We start from the raw sequence: 16,727 nt of genomic DNA, 5'->3' as shown, positions 1-16,727 counted from the left end.
CTTAATGCTGATCATATGTTTGCGGTGATAGTTTCAAGTACATCTGCTTCGTCATCCTGAACAGATTCGGATGTTGAACGTTCAAGCTGCAACCCCCACTGATCCGGATGCCATGCCCCCTGGTAATTACTGAACCCGCTATCAAATGATCGGTTCATGTTCTTACACAGAAACTGCGCAACATAGCGACCGGATACCGCTGCTTTGATCAGACTTCCTCCGGCAACCCAATGCCCGGCCATATAAAAGTTTTTCAAACCGGGAAGTTGCATTTTGTCTTTATTGATCAAACGATCCAGCAGGTTATCCGCCTCTTCTGATTTCCACCCCAGTATCGCTCCACCCGTGTTACCGGTGTAACGTTTCATGGTAACCGGTGTCGCCACCTCTATCACATCTATGGTGTCATTTATGCCTGGATAAAGTTTTTCCAGAAAACTGCGGATAAATGTAACAATCTCTTCTTTGCGGCGACGATAATGAGGTTTATCTTCACTACGCCAACGGTTCCATCGATCAAAATAGGTGAAATAGGCCAGGCGAATAACGGATCCTTCCTGTGGCGTAAAACCATCTGCCATCCGACTGCGATGCTGCAACAGGATACTGCCCTGCATACATTCAGGAAGCTGTTCGGCTTCCTGTTCATTCAAAATATAAGTGGTACTGTGCGGTTCTCCTTCCCCCACTTTTTTACGACAACCCACAAACACGGTGATCAACCCGGGATAAGTATTGCCCCCTTGCGGCAAAATCTCGTGATACAGTTTATCCAGGGTTGGGGTCATATATTGTTCCTCCAGCAGGTGGAACAATGTCGTATGACCATCAATGGTTGAAATCACCTGCGAGGCAGGAATCTCCCTGCCATTCTTCAACCTCACACCGACAGCTCTGTTATCATCACCATCTTTTTCAAGCAGCACACGATCCACTTTAATCTTGTAATCAATTTTTCCGCCCAGATCGAGATAGCGCCGGGTGATCGATTGCGATAGCCCCAGAGATCCTCCTTCCGGAAAACCGGCATTGCCACTTCCAGCTGCCGCCATCGTGTAGAGATAGGGAATCAACGAAAAGTTACCATGGTCCTGCATCAATATCAGAGGAAAGGTCTTTTTCAGTAACGGGTGTTTCAGTTGCTCGCAAAAATCATCCATCTGGGTACCACCGGTACGCCAGAACAACCCCAACTGCGGCAGAATCTCTGCTGCCATCGTCAGTTTCTGTTTCCAACCCATCAATGGAATTGGAGCCAGTGGAGGACATAGATCCAGTTTCTGAAAGCGCCTCATGTACCGGCAAAAATTTTTGATGAGTCGTTCATCCTCAGGGGAAATACTGAGCAGATGCTGTTCCAGACGATCAGGGTCGGTATAAAAGTTAACCGTCTGACCATCGGCGTCGATGACCCGGTTAAACTGTTCAAACGTCTTTATTGATTTGCCATTCAACGCTCCGAGTTCATGCCAGACTTTATACGGAGAGCTGTCAGGGTCAGTACCATTTAGCCACTCAATGCAGTAATCAAATACATAACCTTTCCTGGTCCAGGCGGTACAGCAACCTCCAGGCAGAGTATGTCGTTCCAGTATCCGGGTTTGAAAACCGTTCATCTGCAGATAGCACCCGGCCGCCAGACCGGCCACACCTGCGCCAATAATCAGAATCTCGTTTGTGCCTTTGGTGGCAGACGTCGTTTTGTTGGCAGTTGTCATACTCTTATACCTCCATTTCAGCAGAAACACCGGTATTCATCATTTCAATATCAGGTGAAATATCAGTCAGTATTAAAGAAGCGTTGGCCAGAATATGGTCTTCGTCGAGCATATCGGCATGTAAACCGGAACCCTGATAGAGATTGACGGTATCGGCACAACCCGCCCAGCTGCCTTCCTGACCGGCCTCGTAGAAGGCCATTTTGGACTCATCAGCAAGGATCGTGATCATGCTGTTTAAGTGGCCGCTGTTGATGGTTTGACTACTGAACTCGATGTAATCCTTCGCTTGCGCCAGCGTCTCAGCCTCAACCCTGGCAGAGCCAGTGTGTTTCTGCAGATGCTCTTTAAGTTCGAGTTCAAATTCCGCGATATGTTCATCTTTCAAGACAAACGTTTCGGCAATACGGTAGGAGTCGATTATGACCACATGACTGACTTCATCACCGCGCCGCTCCAACTCTTTGGCCACCTCGAATGCCAGATTCCCACCCAGGGAATAACCCAGCAGAACATACGGTCCCTCTGGTTGCTGTTGTTTGATCAGATCGGTATATCGCTCTACTTTTTGCTCACCAGTCAGATAATTAAATGCTAAAAGATGATGTCCCGGCATTGCCTCGGCAAGTTGGCGATACACCAGTCCATGCCCACCTGCCGGAGGAAAGCAGAAAACGGTATTTTGCCGTTGATCATTAAAATGCAGATATGGACCGGCTCCGGTTTCCCGACCGATGATGATGTGTTCCAGGGTTTTCGCCATGCCGTACAACGTCGATGTTTTGAACAACTGACTGACAGACACCTCAACGTTGAATTCATGTTGTAGCAGATAAATCAGCTCAATCAACTTGATGGAACTGCCACCCAGCACAAAGAAATCCTGCTCGACGCCAACCTGTTCCAGGTTGAGCAGGGTTTTCCAATGATGTGCCATCCGAACTTCATATAAGGTATGCGGAGGCTCAACAATGGTATTTTCTATGACCGGTTCCGGCAAAGCATTGATATCCACCTTACCATTTGGCGAAAGCGGTAACTGATCGACTTCCACAAACCATGCAGGAATCATGTATGTGGGAAGAACCTCACCCAGATGCTGACGTAATTGCCGGGCATCCACAGACTGATGACTGTTATGGTTATCCGAGTAACCGTTATGCGCCACCCAGTAAGCACATAACTGAGTTTCTTCACTGGCATCTTTGTGAACGGTCACAATTGCCTGCGCCACTTCCGGATGCATTTTCAGTTGGGTCTCAATTTCACCCACTTCAATCCGGTGTCCACGAACCTTAACCTGATTATCGGCGCGTCCCAACAATTGCAGACAACCCTGACGGTCCCATTTTGCCAGGTCGCCAGTACGGTAATAGGTTCTGCTCTGTCCGTTTAAATTCAGTTTTACAAAACGTTGCGCTGTCATTTCCGGTGCCCCCAGATACCCCAACGCCACACCTTCACCGCCGATCCACAGTTCACCAGGCACACCAACTGGCAATGGTTGCTGGTGTGCATCCAGGACATATAGTTCACTGTTAGCAAAGGGATGTCCCACCGGCACCATTTGTCCGGATTCCAGTTGAGAGGTATCGCCTTCAAACACAGCGCTGTCGATAGTCGCTTCAGTGAGACCGTAGGAGTTGACCACCCGGTTTGTACAAAGTGCTTTCAGTTTCTGAATTTCTTCGACTTTCCAAACATCAGATCCCACCATCAACAACTGGATAAAATCCAATCGTTTTTCTTCGCGTTCACAATACTGCATCAATCCACGTGCCACGGCTGGCACACACTCCATGCAGTCAACCCGTTCCTGCTTCAAAGTCTGATACAAACGGGCGGTATTAAACAGCAGGTCGCGTCCGATCAAGACCAGAGAACCTCCGGAGCACAACGCCCTTAACCAGTCACCGGCAAACACATCAAAGGAAAAACTGGCCATTTGCGCATGCACCCGGACAGCATCGGATAACCGATAGTATTCATGCCAACCTTGATAAACTGCCGCCAGATTACCATGACTGACCTGCACCGCTTTCGGCTTACCTGTAGAACCTGAGGTAAAGATAACGTAGGCAGTATCCATAGCGTTTATTTTGGTATCAGGTTTGTCTGATGACCATTTGGCTAACTGAGGATCATCCAGAGTCAGCACCTGCCCCTGCCATTGTTCAAAGCGTGGCAGCAAGTGGTCACTGGTCAGAACCATCCGGGCTTTGGCATGATCCAGCATGTAGACAACACGATCCTCCGGATAATCCGGATCTATCGGCAAATAAGCTGCTCCTGTCTTCAAAACAGCCAACAAAGAAACCATCATGTCCGGGGACTTCATCAGGCTCAATGCCACCACATCACCACGACCAACTCCAATCGCCTGAAGATTGACGGCCAGCCTGTCCGACTCCCTGACCAGTTGTGCGTAACTGACCTCCCTTCGTTGATCAGCACCTGGCAAGCCTTCCTGCTCGGGCGTGATCACAGCAGGTTCATCTTTGTCCCGATACTGATCAACCAGTTCAGTGACTAACATTTCAGCCGGGGATTTATGCTCGGCACCGCTCCAGTCAGTCAAGAGTTGCTGCTGTTCATCCACTGACAGCATAGGTAACTCATTAATAGCTAACTCTGGTGTCTCCAGCATCGCTTCCAGCAAATTAATAAAATGACCGGCGAAGCGCTGCACGGTTTCAGCCAAAAACAAGTCAGTGTTGTATTTGAACACACAGTGAAAACGACCTTCAGCTTCATCCTCATACGCGGACAATGTCAGATCAAACTGACCTTCCTCTTCCGGTAGTTCGATGTAGTCCAACCGGTATCCATATTGCTCTGTGGCCACTTTATGGGCCAGCAGGATAAACATAGCCTGGAACACCGCCGAACGGCTCGGATCGTGTTTAAGACCGAGTTTATCCACCAGCATGACAAACGGATATTCCTGATTATCCAGTCCGTTCAACACTGTATCCTGAACCTGACTGAGCAGTTGCAGCGTATTCGGGTTATTACTCAGATCGACATGTAAGGGCAAAGGATTGACAAAGTAACCATACAAACTGTTGAACTCTGGCTCCGTTCTGCCCATCACCGGGCTACCAACAATGATGTTCTGCTGACCACTGTAACGATGTAGTAAGGCATAGTACGTCGACAGCAGCACCATAAACACAGTCACTCCCTGTTTCTGAGCCAACTGGTGCAAACGTGCAGTCATGTCCGCTTCAATGATGAAAAACTCTGAAGCGCCATTGTTTGTTTGTACGGCCGGGCGGGGTTTGTCTATCGGTAGATTCAGGACCGGAATTTCATCAGGCAGATGTTCCAGCCAGTAGTTTTGCATTTTCTGCGCCCGATCACTGACCAGAAAACGATTCTGCCAGTTTACGTAATCCAGATAACGGGCTTTGGCCGGTGGTAATATGACATTTTCTCCCCCACGCATTCCCTCGTACACCGCCAATAATTCTTCGATAAACGTAAAGGTGGAAATCGCATCGGAAATAATATGGTGCACCGCTTTCATCATTACCCAGCGATCGTCCGCCAATCGATACAGACGAAACCGCATCAACGGATCGTGAGCCAGATCATAGGGTTTACGGTATTCTGCAATGATATGGTTATATACCTGCTCCCAAGGGGTACCTTCCATATCCAGCAAACCGATATCCTCTTTCGGCTTATCACTGATGAATTGCATGGCCCGGCCATCTTTCTGGGCAAAATTGGCACGTAACATGGGATGCCGCCGAATCATCGTGCGAACAGCATCAAACATCAGTTCCGGCTGAAGTTCAGCGCGAATTTCCACCGCACCGCCGATATTGTAGGCAAAGCCATCGGGGTTCAAATGTTTCAAAAACCACAATGCGGTTTGATTGCGTGACAACGGGAATTCATGTTCGTTGGAGTAAATTTCAACATCACTGGTTTCGGTTTGACCACCGTCCTGTCCCAGTTGTGCGACCAGATCACCTTCAACCTGGGCAATCAGATCACTGACTGGCGTTCCGGACAATAACGTAACCACAGGCAAAGAAACCTTGATATCCCGCTGAATCCGGGCCCGCAATTCAATTGCCAGCAGTGAGTCGAGCCCCAGATCATTCAGATTGCTGGCCATGGACACTCCCGAAGCCTTGATGCGCAACACATCACTGACCACGAAGACAAAGTGTTCTTCCAGCAAGGTCTGACGGTCACTCTCATCAGCCCAACGATAACGCTCCAAAAAGCTGCCATGGTCCTCATCACCAGCCGCCTGTTGCTGCGAACTGGCCAGTTCCGCAATGATAGGAGGCATTTCCTGATACCAGGCATTGAATAACGGCCAGTCAACCACTGTGTTGATCATCAGCTGCGGAACATCCTGGCCCAGCACACGTTCAACAATGTCCATGCCGGCTTCCGGCGCCGTAGAGTTCATTCCACGACTGTTGCGATAGTGATCAATCAGTCCCAGGTCTTCAATCATGCCTGTCGCCCATGGTCCCCAGTCGAGCGCCAATCCAGGTAAACCTTGGGAACGTCGATAATGAGCAAGTGCATCCAGAAAGGCATTTCCGGCTGCATAGTTAGTCTGCCCTGCCGTCGTCAGCAAAGATGCCACCGAAGCGAACATGACAAAATAATCCAACGGCTGATCGTGTAAATACTGGTGCAGTAAATAGGATCCCACGACTTTGGGATCATAAGCGGCGTTATAACTCTCGGGGGTCATATCTGCCAGCAATGTGTCTCTAACCTGTCCGGCCAAATGAAAAACACCGCGTATTGGCGGCAACTGCCATTGACGGAAGTCCTGCAACCAAGCACTCAGACTCTCTTCATAGCTGACGTCCACAGCTGCAGTAATGACATCCACCCCTTTCGCTTCCAGTGAGCGAACGAAGGTTATTTGCTTCGACAGCGGATGATCGGTTGGGAGTCCTGACCATTCTGAACGCTCAGGTAAAGCCGTACGCCCCATCAGGATCAAACGTCTGGCACCACGATCTACCAGTGTGTGACACAGCAGTTGTCCCAATGCCCCGAATGCACCTGTCACCAGATAACAGGCATCCGGTCTCAGTTGTAGCGGTAATGGCCGGCCGAGATTTTCAGCAGCTCTAAGCCTGCAGGCATAACGTTGATTCTGGCGCCACGCTACTTCGCCTTCATAGACACCCGAACCCGGTTGACTGAATGCCGGCCAGCGATCAGCCCGCAGTTCTGTCAGAATATGTTCAACGGCTTCAGTACACTGCTGTGCACCGTCTCCCTGCTGCCAGTCAACATCCAATAACGAGCCGCGGTTAGTAATCAGTTCCTGATACCAGAGCACCCGACCAACACCCCATGCTGCGGCAGCCAGCGGATTCGGGCCTTCATCCGGTAACACGGCCTGCCCCCTGGCGGTCACGATCAGCAATCGCGCCTGAATCTGACTGGCCAACAAAGCCTGTGCCATGGCAATCAAAGGATATGTGGCGTAGCTGTTCTGCGACGCCAACGTCTCCGGGCTACAGGTATCAAGCTCCGGAACACTGAGTTGGCGCAGATCCAGAATGCCGTCACATGCCGGTAAATCACTGTCTTTCAGCGCACCAAAAAATGCCTGCCAGTCTTCCCGGCTGGCGGTATCAAATAACGCCTGAGATTGTTTGGTTTCAAATACAAAGCCCGGATCATGATCAACCATGCAGAATGGTTGTCGCATATCCCGCAACCGGGACACACACTCGATGACCAGCGGGTGCCTGCGATCCCCGACGACGAGTACGGTTCCATTTGACGCTGTCAGCGGCTCCGCCAAGGCCTCTTCAGGAATATCCTTGTTGATCCAATGTACTTCCGTTAACCAGTTGTCAATGGTGCTCAGCGCAGCCTGACTGGGAACCGCATCTACGTTACCTGCTCGAAATCCTTCCATCCTGGCCAGGCAATCGCCATTTTTGTCGTATACATAAATATCAGAAATGATTTCGTCTGTGGTGCGGGCAGTGACTTTGCTGTAAGCCCACAACGGCTGAATACCGATCTCCCGGCTCTCAAAACTGGCCAGGGACAACGGCAACCGCATGGCTGACTCAGAACCATTTTGAAAATGCAGAATTTCTGTGGTTAGTACGGTTTGAAAACAGGCATCCAGCAACGTTGGATGAAAGTGATATGAGTGCTGTTCCAGCTGCTGGTCATCCAGCCGGGGAAGCAGCAACGCCAACGCTTCATTATCGCCAACCCAGACTTTATCGATGGGTTGAAACACCGGACCATAGTGATACCCCATTTCTGCCAATGTGGCGTAGCAGGCATTTCCGGAGAGCTTCAACTGGCAACGTTCGCGAATGTCATCCAGTGCAAACGTTTGGGGCCAGCGGGGAATTGGTGACACCTGCAAGTACCCCGTCGCGTGAATAGCACTGTCACCGGAGACAGAGTTCTGTGGCAAAGTGGCAATGCTGAAACGGGCATTATCACTGCTGAGCAAAAACTGAACGGGTTTGACATCTGCATCCGGCAGATAAAGTGCTTTCTTTAACTGCAGATCCCGCACCGTACCATTGGCTTTACCGGTAAGTGCCTTAATGGCCTGCATGGCCATCTCAAGAAAACCGGCTGCGGGAAACAATACATTCCCCTGGATGCGGTGATCCCCCAGGTAGGGTTGTTGTTCAATATCCAGAAGCGTTTCAAACCCCGGCTCTGCTGTTGGTAATCTTCGTCCCAACAAAGGGTGATGAGTTTGACCGAGACGAATTTGCGCAACGGCGGCAGCTTCCACCCAGTAACGATCCTGCTTCCAGGGATAGGTCGGCAGTGTCACCCAACGACCTTCGGGAAACATAGCCTGCCAGTCAATCGGGTAACCAAGATTATGCAGCATTGCCAGAGCCTGCATGAATCGCTGACCTTCGTCTTCCAGACGACGAATGGTAAACAGAATATCCACCGGAATCTGCAATACACTCATGCAGTCCTTAATTGAATGTCCCAATACCGGATGCGGGCCAATTTCGAGAAACAGGCGATAGCCATCTTTGGCCAGATGCGTAATCGCATCTTTGAATCGAACGCTGTAACGCACATTTTCCCACCAGTATGCAGCATCCAGCTCCGGTCCTTTGGCAATTCCGGACCGGGCCGTCAGGTAAACGGGTATTTTCGCCGGTTGAGGCTGAATATCTGCCAGGCAAGCAAATAATTCCTCTTCGATCAATTCCATTTTGGCACTGTGATAAGGCACATTAACGGCCAGAAACTTGGCAAAAACCTTACTCTCATGAAGTTCGTCAGCTAACAGCTTCAGCGGCTCCTCATCGCCCGCCAACGTGATTGCCGTGGGGCTGTTTATGGCCGCAATCGAAATACGTTCGCCATAAGGCGCTATACGTTCCAACGCCTCTTCTTCAGTCAGACTGACGGCCAGCATGGTGCCATGACCATCGAGCAGGTATTGCAGACGACTTCGCTCGATAATGACTTTGACAGCATCTTCCAGAGAGTAAACTCCCGCTTCGTAGAACGCTGCTGCCTCACCGGCACTATGGCCGACAATTGCTTCCGGGGTGACTCCCCAGGACCGCCAAAGTGCCGCCAGAGCAACCTGCAAAGCGAAGTTAGCGGGTTGAGCCAGCCAGGTATCGGCCATTTTCGAATCTTCTTCACTCGCATTCAACTGTTCGATCAACGACCAGTTGGCATGCTGACTCATTAGCTCATCACAGCGCTCGATCATGTCGCGATAGACGGGCTCGGTCTGGAACAATTGCCGCCCCATGGCCCACCATTGCGGTCCCATACCGGTAAAAACCCAAACCAGCCGACGCTGCTGTTCAGGGATCGGGCTGCCCACAATAGCATTAACGTTATTCTGGCCGTCAATATAACTGTCCATCGTGGCAATCAGATCATCATGACTCTCATAGGCAAAGGTGACACGCTTGGACAATAACTCACGCCGGTTCGCCAGTGTATGACCGGCATGATACAGAAACGTTTGAGGATCATCGGAAGCCAGTACTGCATCACGCATTTTGATGGCCACACGAGTCAAATCCGCGTCATCGTCGGCACTCAACGGCAGCAATGCACGTGCCGGATAAGTTTCGGGTTTGTCCGCCAATAACTGAACCGGAGACTCTTCCAACAGTACGTGAGCATTCGTTCCGCCGAAACCAAAAGAGTTCACGCCTGCCCGTGCCGGGCCTTCATGTTCCGGCCAGGCAACCGGTTCGGATGGGATATTGAAGGGCTGATCGTCAATATTCAGCGCCGGATTCACCGTTTTCAGATTGATGTGTGGCGGGATGGTTTTATGTTTCAGAGCCAGAACCGTTTTAATCAATCCCGCCACCCCGGCGGCGGCTTCCGTATGACCGATATTGGTTTTGACAGAGCCGATATAACATTTGTCCTGTGGCCGACGTTTCGTGGCCAATACCCGTCCGAGCGTATTGGCTTCAATCGGATCCCCAACCGGTGTTGAAGTACCATGAGCCTCAATGTACTGCAGGGAGCCTGGATTAATGCCCGCTTCATCACATACTGTGCGAATCAGTTGCTCCTGCGCTTCACCACTCGGTACGGTAATACCGTTGGTCCGTCCATCCTGATTGACTCCGGATCCGATAATCACTGCATGGATTGGATCGCCGTCGCGCAGCGCATCTTCCAGCCGCTTAAGCGCCACCACACCCACACCTTCTGAACGCACGTAACCATTGGCATCGGCATCATACGTTCTCGAAAGTCCCTCTGGAGACAAAAAGCCGCCTTTTGATTCAGTGATCGTGTATTGCGGAGTCATATGTAGCAACACACCACCAGACAGAGCAATATCACTTTCACCCCGAATCAGGCTCTGACAGGCCAGATGAGTGGTGACTAAAGATGAGCTGCACGCCGTATCGACGGACATACTCGGCCCATGAAAGTCAAAACAGTACGAAATTCGGTTCGACAGAATAGTCATCATGGTACCGGTCGCAGTATGTGCAGCCAGACCGTTAAAGCTCAGATCAGCAAACTGAACAATCTTATAATCCAGTGTAAATCCACCAATGAAGACCCCTACATTCTGACCACTTAGCTGTCGTGGTTTGAGTCCGCCATCTTCCATAGCCTCCCAGGCCACTTCCAACAACTTTCGTTGCTGAGGATCCATATATTCCGCTTCACGTGGGCCTATACCAAAAAACGCGGGGTCAAATTCGTCAAAGCCATCGATATAACCACCTCGCCCACCCGTTAACCGCCCAGGTTTCGACTTGTCATGACTGTAAAGATGTTCTGCGTTGTAACGATTGAGCGGCGTCGCTTCAAGACAATCTTTACCTGTAATCAGGTTCTGCCAGAAGCTCTGGTAATCATTAGCATGACCGGGAAAACGACATCCTATCCCAACAATTGCAATTTTATTTTTCAAAGACATGTTCGACCTCATATTAAATTCCTTGAGAGACCTCTGAAAAAATGTTTTTTAACGCTGAACATCATCCACTTCGCTTGAAGGTGGCAGCTTCTCAGTACTTCAACTTATTCCGCTAATAATTCTTGAGAGATACACCAACCACAAGCTCCAGGTAACGCTACCTGGTCAGCATCAAAACTTTCTTCATTTTTTAGAGACTCATTAATTGTGTAGTTATCAGAGATAAAAACTGCCCCAACCAACATTACCCGCACAAAACTACAGCCCCAAAAATGGAGATATAAAATCGGCCAACAGGATTTTTTTGGAGAGCAGATGAAATGGCGCAGAGACAGAGATCTCTACGAACCGAATACTTCGCATTACTCAGAAATAATGGGATGCCTAATCAGATATAAGCAAACACCCATCATGGGCTGCCGCGAATGGACCTAAAGAGACTTGCGGAAACAGGAATCAATTCGACTTTTTTATGAGAATCAGAAAAGCATAATCCCAGCTGCAAAGTCACATACAAATTTAATGACTTATTTAAAGCTTGAAATAAATAGGTAAAAGCTTGTGACTTTAACGTCGAAGAAAAATCATATCGATGAATAGTCAAATCCTGACTTCCAGTCTTTGCTGTCCTACCATCATGAAGAAGTCGGTTATAACGGGATAAAAAGCAATCCGAAGGAAAAAAGTTTAATAAAAAAACAACAGCACCTAATAAAAAATATAAAACTCCATCAACTCGTACATTTGAATGAGATCTTACAAAGTGACCAAAACAAAAATGATCAATTACAACTTGACTGCCTGACACATCAAATTCGAATGTGGAATTTTTTTGTCCAGTTTCCTGACAAAAAATCATAGTGAGGCTTTCCTAAAACTCATGTTGAGTATTATTTATAAGTTGGAACAATTCAGACTAATGAATGGCACCAACCACCAGGAAAAAGCAAATACAGCCAACAACTTATTTTGCCAAGCGAGAAAGCTTCAATTAAACCACTTTCCTGCCTACTGTTTACTGTTTACTGTTTACTGTTTACTGTTTACTGTTTACTGTTTACTGTTTACTGTTTACTGTTTACTGCATAAACACTACAAATCGCATTCAAGATAACAAAGCAATCAATTCATCGCAATAAGAATATAAGCCAGAATTATGACAATCACAGGAACAAGAATAAACACAATTTTTTATCGATAGACAAACCAAAAAAACCAATTATCCCAATAATTAAAATTTCTATTTTACTCGTAAATTATTACGACAAAGACAAATTAAATTTTAATATATGAAAAAACAAAATGACGAAAAAACACCCATTCAAAAAAAACTAAAATTCAATAAATTAGACAAAACTAATGCAATAAAAATAAACAAATTTATTAACATTAATATAAGCGTCATAAATGTTAATCAATCCCCTACATCAAAACCAAACGAAATCAAACCCCTCTCCAGCACAGATCAAACCGCCTATTCAACGCTCAACTGGAACCACCATGTTTCAATGATTTAGAAAAACACATACCCAAAAATTCATTTTTTTTAAAACATAAAACACGGTTGTTTCAAAAAAAGTTTTTGTTGATCCAGTGAAAATAAACCATAAGATTAGTGCGGAAGGGAGTGTGAATTTAGAGATGATTCTAAATTGCAATACTAAATATAGTTGATTGACCTTGATAAAAATCACAATAGAACAGGATCATATCATTAGAATCAAACACTTAACCCGTACCTGGCATTTGCGGACAAAAGAATTCCATACATTATTTCGCCTCCAACATCAGTGCCGGGAAACAATAACAACAAAATTATTAAGGCAGACAAACATGAAAACTGGGCGACACATACTATTAACATCCTCAATCCTGAGTATGGCTACGTTCTTAACAGCTTGCCAATCATCAGGCACGAACGATACTTATGCCAGTAAACCCGAAAGTACGGAGATCACCCCTCAGGTCCCAACTCTGGCTTATGACGATACCAGCATTGTACTGGTCTGGCACAAACCAGATGATTATGCTGACATTGTCGATTATAAGATTTATAAAAATGGCGAGTTCATCGGACTTTCCAGCAGCAACAACCAACAACATTCACCGGCTTATCCTTACATCAAAATATTCTTTGATGCGGACAGTGAGAATTTTCATCAGCAGACCAGATTTCTGAATTTCAAAGTCACCGGACTTCACCCGGATACCGAATATGAGTTTACCGTCAGCGCTGTTTACAAAGACGGTAGCGAATCGGACCAAAGTCAGATAGTTAAGGCCACAACTGCACCAACCTATAGCAAAGTCGTAAACATCACTGATTATGGTGCTGTCGGTGATGGAACTACACTGAATACAAGCAGTATCCAAAAAGCCATTGACGATTGTGCCGCAGACTCAAACAGTGCCTTTGATTGCAAAGTCGTTATTTCTGGCAACCAGGCAGGTAGCGTATATGTCTCTGGCGCCCTATTCTTGGCAAGTAACATGACGCTGGAAATTCAGTCAGGTGCCACACTCAAAGGTTCCACTGATTCAAATGACTATCCTCTGAACCAGGGATACCAGCTCTACAGCTATAAAACCAATCCCACAGATTCACGACGCCCACCCTCATTATTAAATGTGCTGTCAAAAGATCATCGGAACGGCAACATTACTGAGGATCAGGGTTATGACTATCGTCGCCATGTATATGAAAATATCCGTATCGTTGGCGATGGCACCATAGATGGCAGCGGCTGGACTCGCTCAGACACCGATACCCAGGATGAAGTTGGAAACCAGCTGGCTTATTTCCAGGCCGGTAATCAGGAAAAAGTCTACACACTTGGGAAACTTGCCTACAACCAGATGTTTGCAGCCTGGCAAGAAAAAGACACCACCTGGACAACAGAAAGCGAACTGAAATCACTCATTGAGAATACCTACGGCGGCTATAAGGGCCAGATCAATAAAGATCTATACTCCAACCGGCGTTCCAGTCTCGCCACATTCAGGGGTGTAACCAACCTTTACTTCGCAGGCTTGAAACTGATCAACCCGGCTTACCATGGTGTCATGTTTCTTGAAGGCGAAAACACCGTATTTGCTTACAACAATACACAGACCTTTGATGTAAATAATGCAGATGGTGTCGAGTTTGGCAACAGCGAAAACTCTATGATATTTGCAAATTTCGTGGACAGTGGTGACGACAACATCAACTTCGCCGCAGGACAGGGAGCCGACTACGCCGAAGGCAGCGAACATGTCCAGCCAACAGAAAAAGTCTGGATATTCAATAATTACATGCGTGAGGGACACGGCGCGGTCACAATTGGCAGCCACACAGGAGCCTGGGTACAAGATATACTGGCAGAAGAGAATGTCATGTTTCTGACCGATAATGGTCTGCGCATGAAAAGCACCACAGCGACCGGTGGCGGAGGTCGTCGCATTGTCTTCAGAGACAATGCCATGAAAGATATTGGAACCAAAAACACCAATACAATAGAAAACCGTGAGATCACCAACCGCGGTGGTACCGGCAATCCTTTCATATTCACCCTGAAGTATTCTGCCGGCGACAATGTCTTTACAGATGCACCATCATCTGCCCAGTTCAGAGATATCCTGGTTGAAAACGTCACGCTGGATAACGTCTCTCCCGATACCGGGAAAAATGTTATCAAGGTTGACGGCTATGATGGCTCCGACGAAAACAGCTCTTATCCGGAAACCTATCAGGAGAACATCACCTTCTCTAATGTCACTATTAAAAATGTCGTTGTGACAGATATTGACCATTTAAAAGATTCGGTCTTCAAGAATGTGACAGTCACCAACTGGAACGCCGGTTACGACAGCGTCTGGCAAATCAAAAATTCGAAAAACATTGAATTCGACAATGTTCTCCCGGAACAAGCCAATATTGATTAAACACTGACACCTTCCGGCCAGGCAAATATGCCTGGCCATATCCATCACATTTATCTGGTCAGACCAAAAGACAATTCATTATTCTGAAATATCATCAGAATTGGCGGTAAACTAACAGCAAATGATGCGAATCAATAAAGCCCACAGCATAGCTGGCTAAGATATGATCTGTTTAATTCATCCATAAACCAGATTCTTTGTGTAACGCTATGTCTCAAAATCAATGGGTCTCACCCGCAGAACTTACAGAAATCGCTGAACAACAACTCACCTATAAAGCCCTCAAAGATCCGAAAACCACCTTTCTTCTGGCCATCACTGCTGGCTTGTTTATCGGTCTTGGATTTGTGTTTTACATTACGGTCACTACTGGTGCCGGCGACATGGCCTGGGGAGTGAGCAAGCTCATCGGAGGTTTGTGCTTCAGCCTGGGTCTGATGTTGCTGGTCACCTGTGGTGGCGAACTGTTTACCAGTACGGTTTTGACTACTGTTGCCTGGGCCAGTCGCAAAGCCAGCGGAGCAACGGTGCTGAAAACCTGGGTAGTCGTCTATTTTGGTAACCTGGTGGGTTCTTTATTACTGGTCGCGATTGTCTTCGCCGCCGGCCAACAAACCGCAGACCATGGCGCATGGGGCGTAAACGCCATGAATATCGCCCAACACAAGTTACATCATACCTTCGTTGAAGCAGTCGCTCTTGGCATACTGTGTAACCTGATGGTCTGTCTGGCCGTCTGGATGAGTTATGGCTGTAAGAATAACTTCGAAAAAGCTCTGATCGTTATGATGCCGGTGGCGATGTTTGTCGCGGGTGGCTTCGAACACTGCGTGGCGAACATGTTTATGATTCCTCTTGGCATGTCCATTGCGCACTTCTCGCCAGCTGAGTTCTGGGATATGGCAAACGTGGGACAGTCAGCCTACCAGGATCTGACCATTAGCAACTTTCTACTCAAAAACCTGTTGCCAGTGACCATCGGTAATATTATTGGCGGCGGCCTCATGGTCGGACTGACTTACTGGAAAATTTATCGCCAGCCACACATGAATCAGGCTCAGATTGAAGTCACAAAAACCACCTCAGAACAGAACGCCTGAAACCATACTCCTGTCCTGCCGGCCCCGATTCCAAGGGGCTCGGCTTAAAAGATCAGGCAAACAGAATTGTCAAATAATAATCAGCCCCTCACTTCAGCCCTCAGACGAATTTTCGATAACGGCTTTACTTTAAATAACCATTACAGATAAGCGACAACTTGTTTTCAACCTAAGCCATTGAAACATGGCCGGCTCTACCATATAAATATTGCAATATTCTTTCAGCTTTTAATAAAACGATATTTAGAATAAAAAATTCATCGACCCGACATGATTTGAGTTTTAGTGTGACAGCGGGGCTTAAGGCCCTTATCACAAACTGAAGATACCCAAATAGACACAAGAGGTCAGTTTATGAGAAGACAAAAGCGTGATCGTATGGAGAGAGCATTTCAAAAAGGCTATATGGCAGGTGTTGAAGGAAAGTCGAAAGATAGTTGTCCCAAAGTAAATCCTACTGAACATCAGGAATGGCTGAATGGCTGGCGGGAAGGACGAGTGGATAACTGGGATGGTCTCACCGGAGTCCGCGGTATTCATCGAATAGCAGAAATCACCATGCGGTAA

The 16,727-nt window shown here is 47.6% G+C and carries 6 protein-coding genes; 3 read left to right on the top strand and 3 right to left on the bottom strand.

The genetic code is table 11. The annotated features are described in order from the left end of the window. Positions 1 to 11: 11 nt before the first annotated feature. The 3 genes from YC6258_RS14325 to YC6258_RS29815 form a co-directional block, all read right to left on the bottom strand. On the bottom strand, positions 12 to 1,718 hold the full coding sequence (locus tag YC6258_RS14325) for a phytoene desaturase family protein (protein ID WP_044617585.1): 1,707 nt from the start codon (positions 1,716 to 1,718) through the stop codon (positions 12 to 14). A gap of 4 nt (positions 1,719 to 1,722) precedes the next feature. After that, a complete protein-coding gene (locus YC6258_RS14320) occupies positions 1,723 to 11,136 on the bottom strand; it encodes a non-ribosomal peptide synthetase/type I polyketide synthase (RefSeq protein ID WP_211264528.1) in 9,414 nt (3,137 codons plus the stop codon). Between the two features lie 409 nt (positions 11,137 to 11,545). Further along, on the bottom strand, positions 11,546 to 11,995 hold the full coding sequence (locus tag YC6258_RS29815; RefSeq protein ID WP_144407650.1) for a hypothetical protein: 450 nt from the start codon (positions 11,993 to 11,995) through the stop codon (positions 11,546 to 11,548). 974 nt (positions 11,996 to 12,969) lie between these two features. On the opposite strand from YC6258_RS29815, the gene YC6258_RS14310 reads away from it, so the two are divergent. The 3 genes from YC6258_RS14310 (at position 12,970) to rmf (ending at position 16,727) form a co-directional block, all read left to right on the top strand. Then, positions 12,970 to 15,060, top strand: a complete 2,091-nt coding sequence (locus tag YC6258_RS14310; RefSeq protein WP_144407649.1) for a glycosyl hydrolase family 28 protein — start codon at positions 12,970 to 12,972, stop codon at positions 15,058 to 15,060. Positions 15,061 to 15,269: 209 nt separating this feature from the next. Then, positions 15,270 to 16,160 carry a formate transporter FocA gene (gene focA, locus YC6258_RS14305; RefSeq protein ID WP_044617582.1) on the top strand — a complete coding sequence of 297 codons (891 nt, stop codon included), beginning with the start codon at positions 15,270 to 15,272 and terminating at the stop codon, positions 16,158 to 16,160. Between the two features lie 354 nt (positions 16,161 to 16,514). Further along, positions 16,515 to 16,727 (top strand): ribosome modulation factor, encoded by a 213-nt coding sequence (gene rmf / locus YC6258_RS14300; RefSeq protein ID WP_044617581.1) that lies wholly within the window; start codon positions 16,515 to 16,517, stop codon positions 16,725 to 16,727.

It is taken from the genome of Gynuella sunshinyii YC6258, from assembly GCF_000940805.1.
In the GTDB taxonomy this organism is placed as follows: Bacteria; Pseudomonadota; Gammaproteobacteria; order Pseudomonadales; family Natronospirillaceae; genus Gynuella; species Gynuella sunshinyii.
Note: the sequence above shows the minus strand (reverse complement) of the source record. Positions and strands in the feature narration are given on the sequence as shown.

Excerpts from the sequence above, each read along its gene's own strand:
- YC6258_RS14325 (WP_044617585.1), bottom strand. The coding sequence starts at position 1,718 with ATGACAACTGCCAACAAAACGACGTCTGCCACCAAAGGCACAAACGAG.
- YC6258_RS14320 (WP_211264528.1), bottom strand. The coding sequence starts at position 11,136 with ATGTCTTTGAAAAATAAAATTGCAATTGTTGGGATAGGATGTCGTTTT.
- YC6258_RS29815 (WP_144407650.1), bottom strand. The coding sequence starts at position 11,995 with ATGATTTTTTGTCAGGAAACTGGACAAAAAAATTCCACATTCGAATTT.
- YC6258_RS14310 (WP_144407649.1), top strand. The coding sequence starts at position 12,970 with ATGAAAACTGGGCGACACATACTATTAACATCCTCAATCCTGAGTATG.
- focA (WP_044617582.1), top strand. The coding sequence starts at position 15,270 with ATGTCTCAAAATCAATGGGTCTCACCCGCAGAACTTACAGAAATCGCT.
- rmf (WP_044617581.1), top strand. The coding sequence starts at position 16,515 with ATGAGAAGACAAAAGCGTGATCGTATGGAGAGAGCATTTCAAAAAGGC.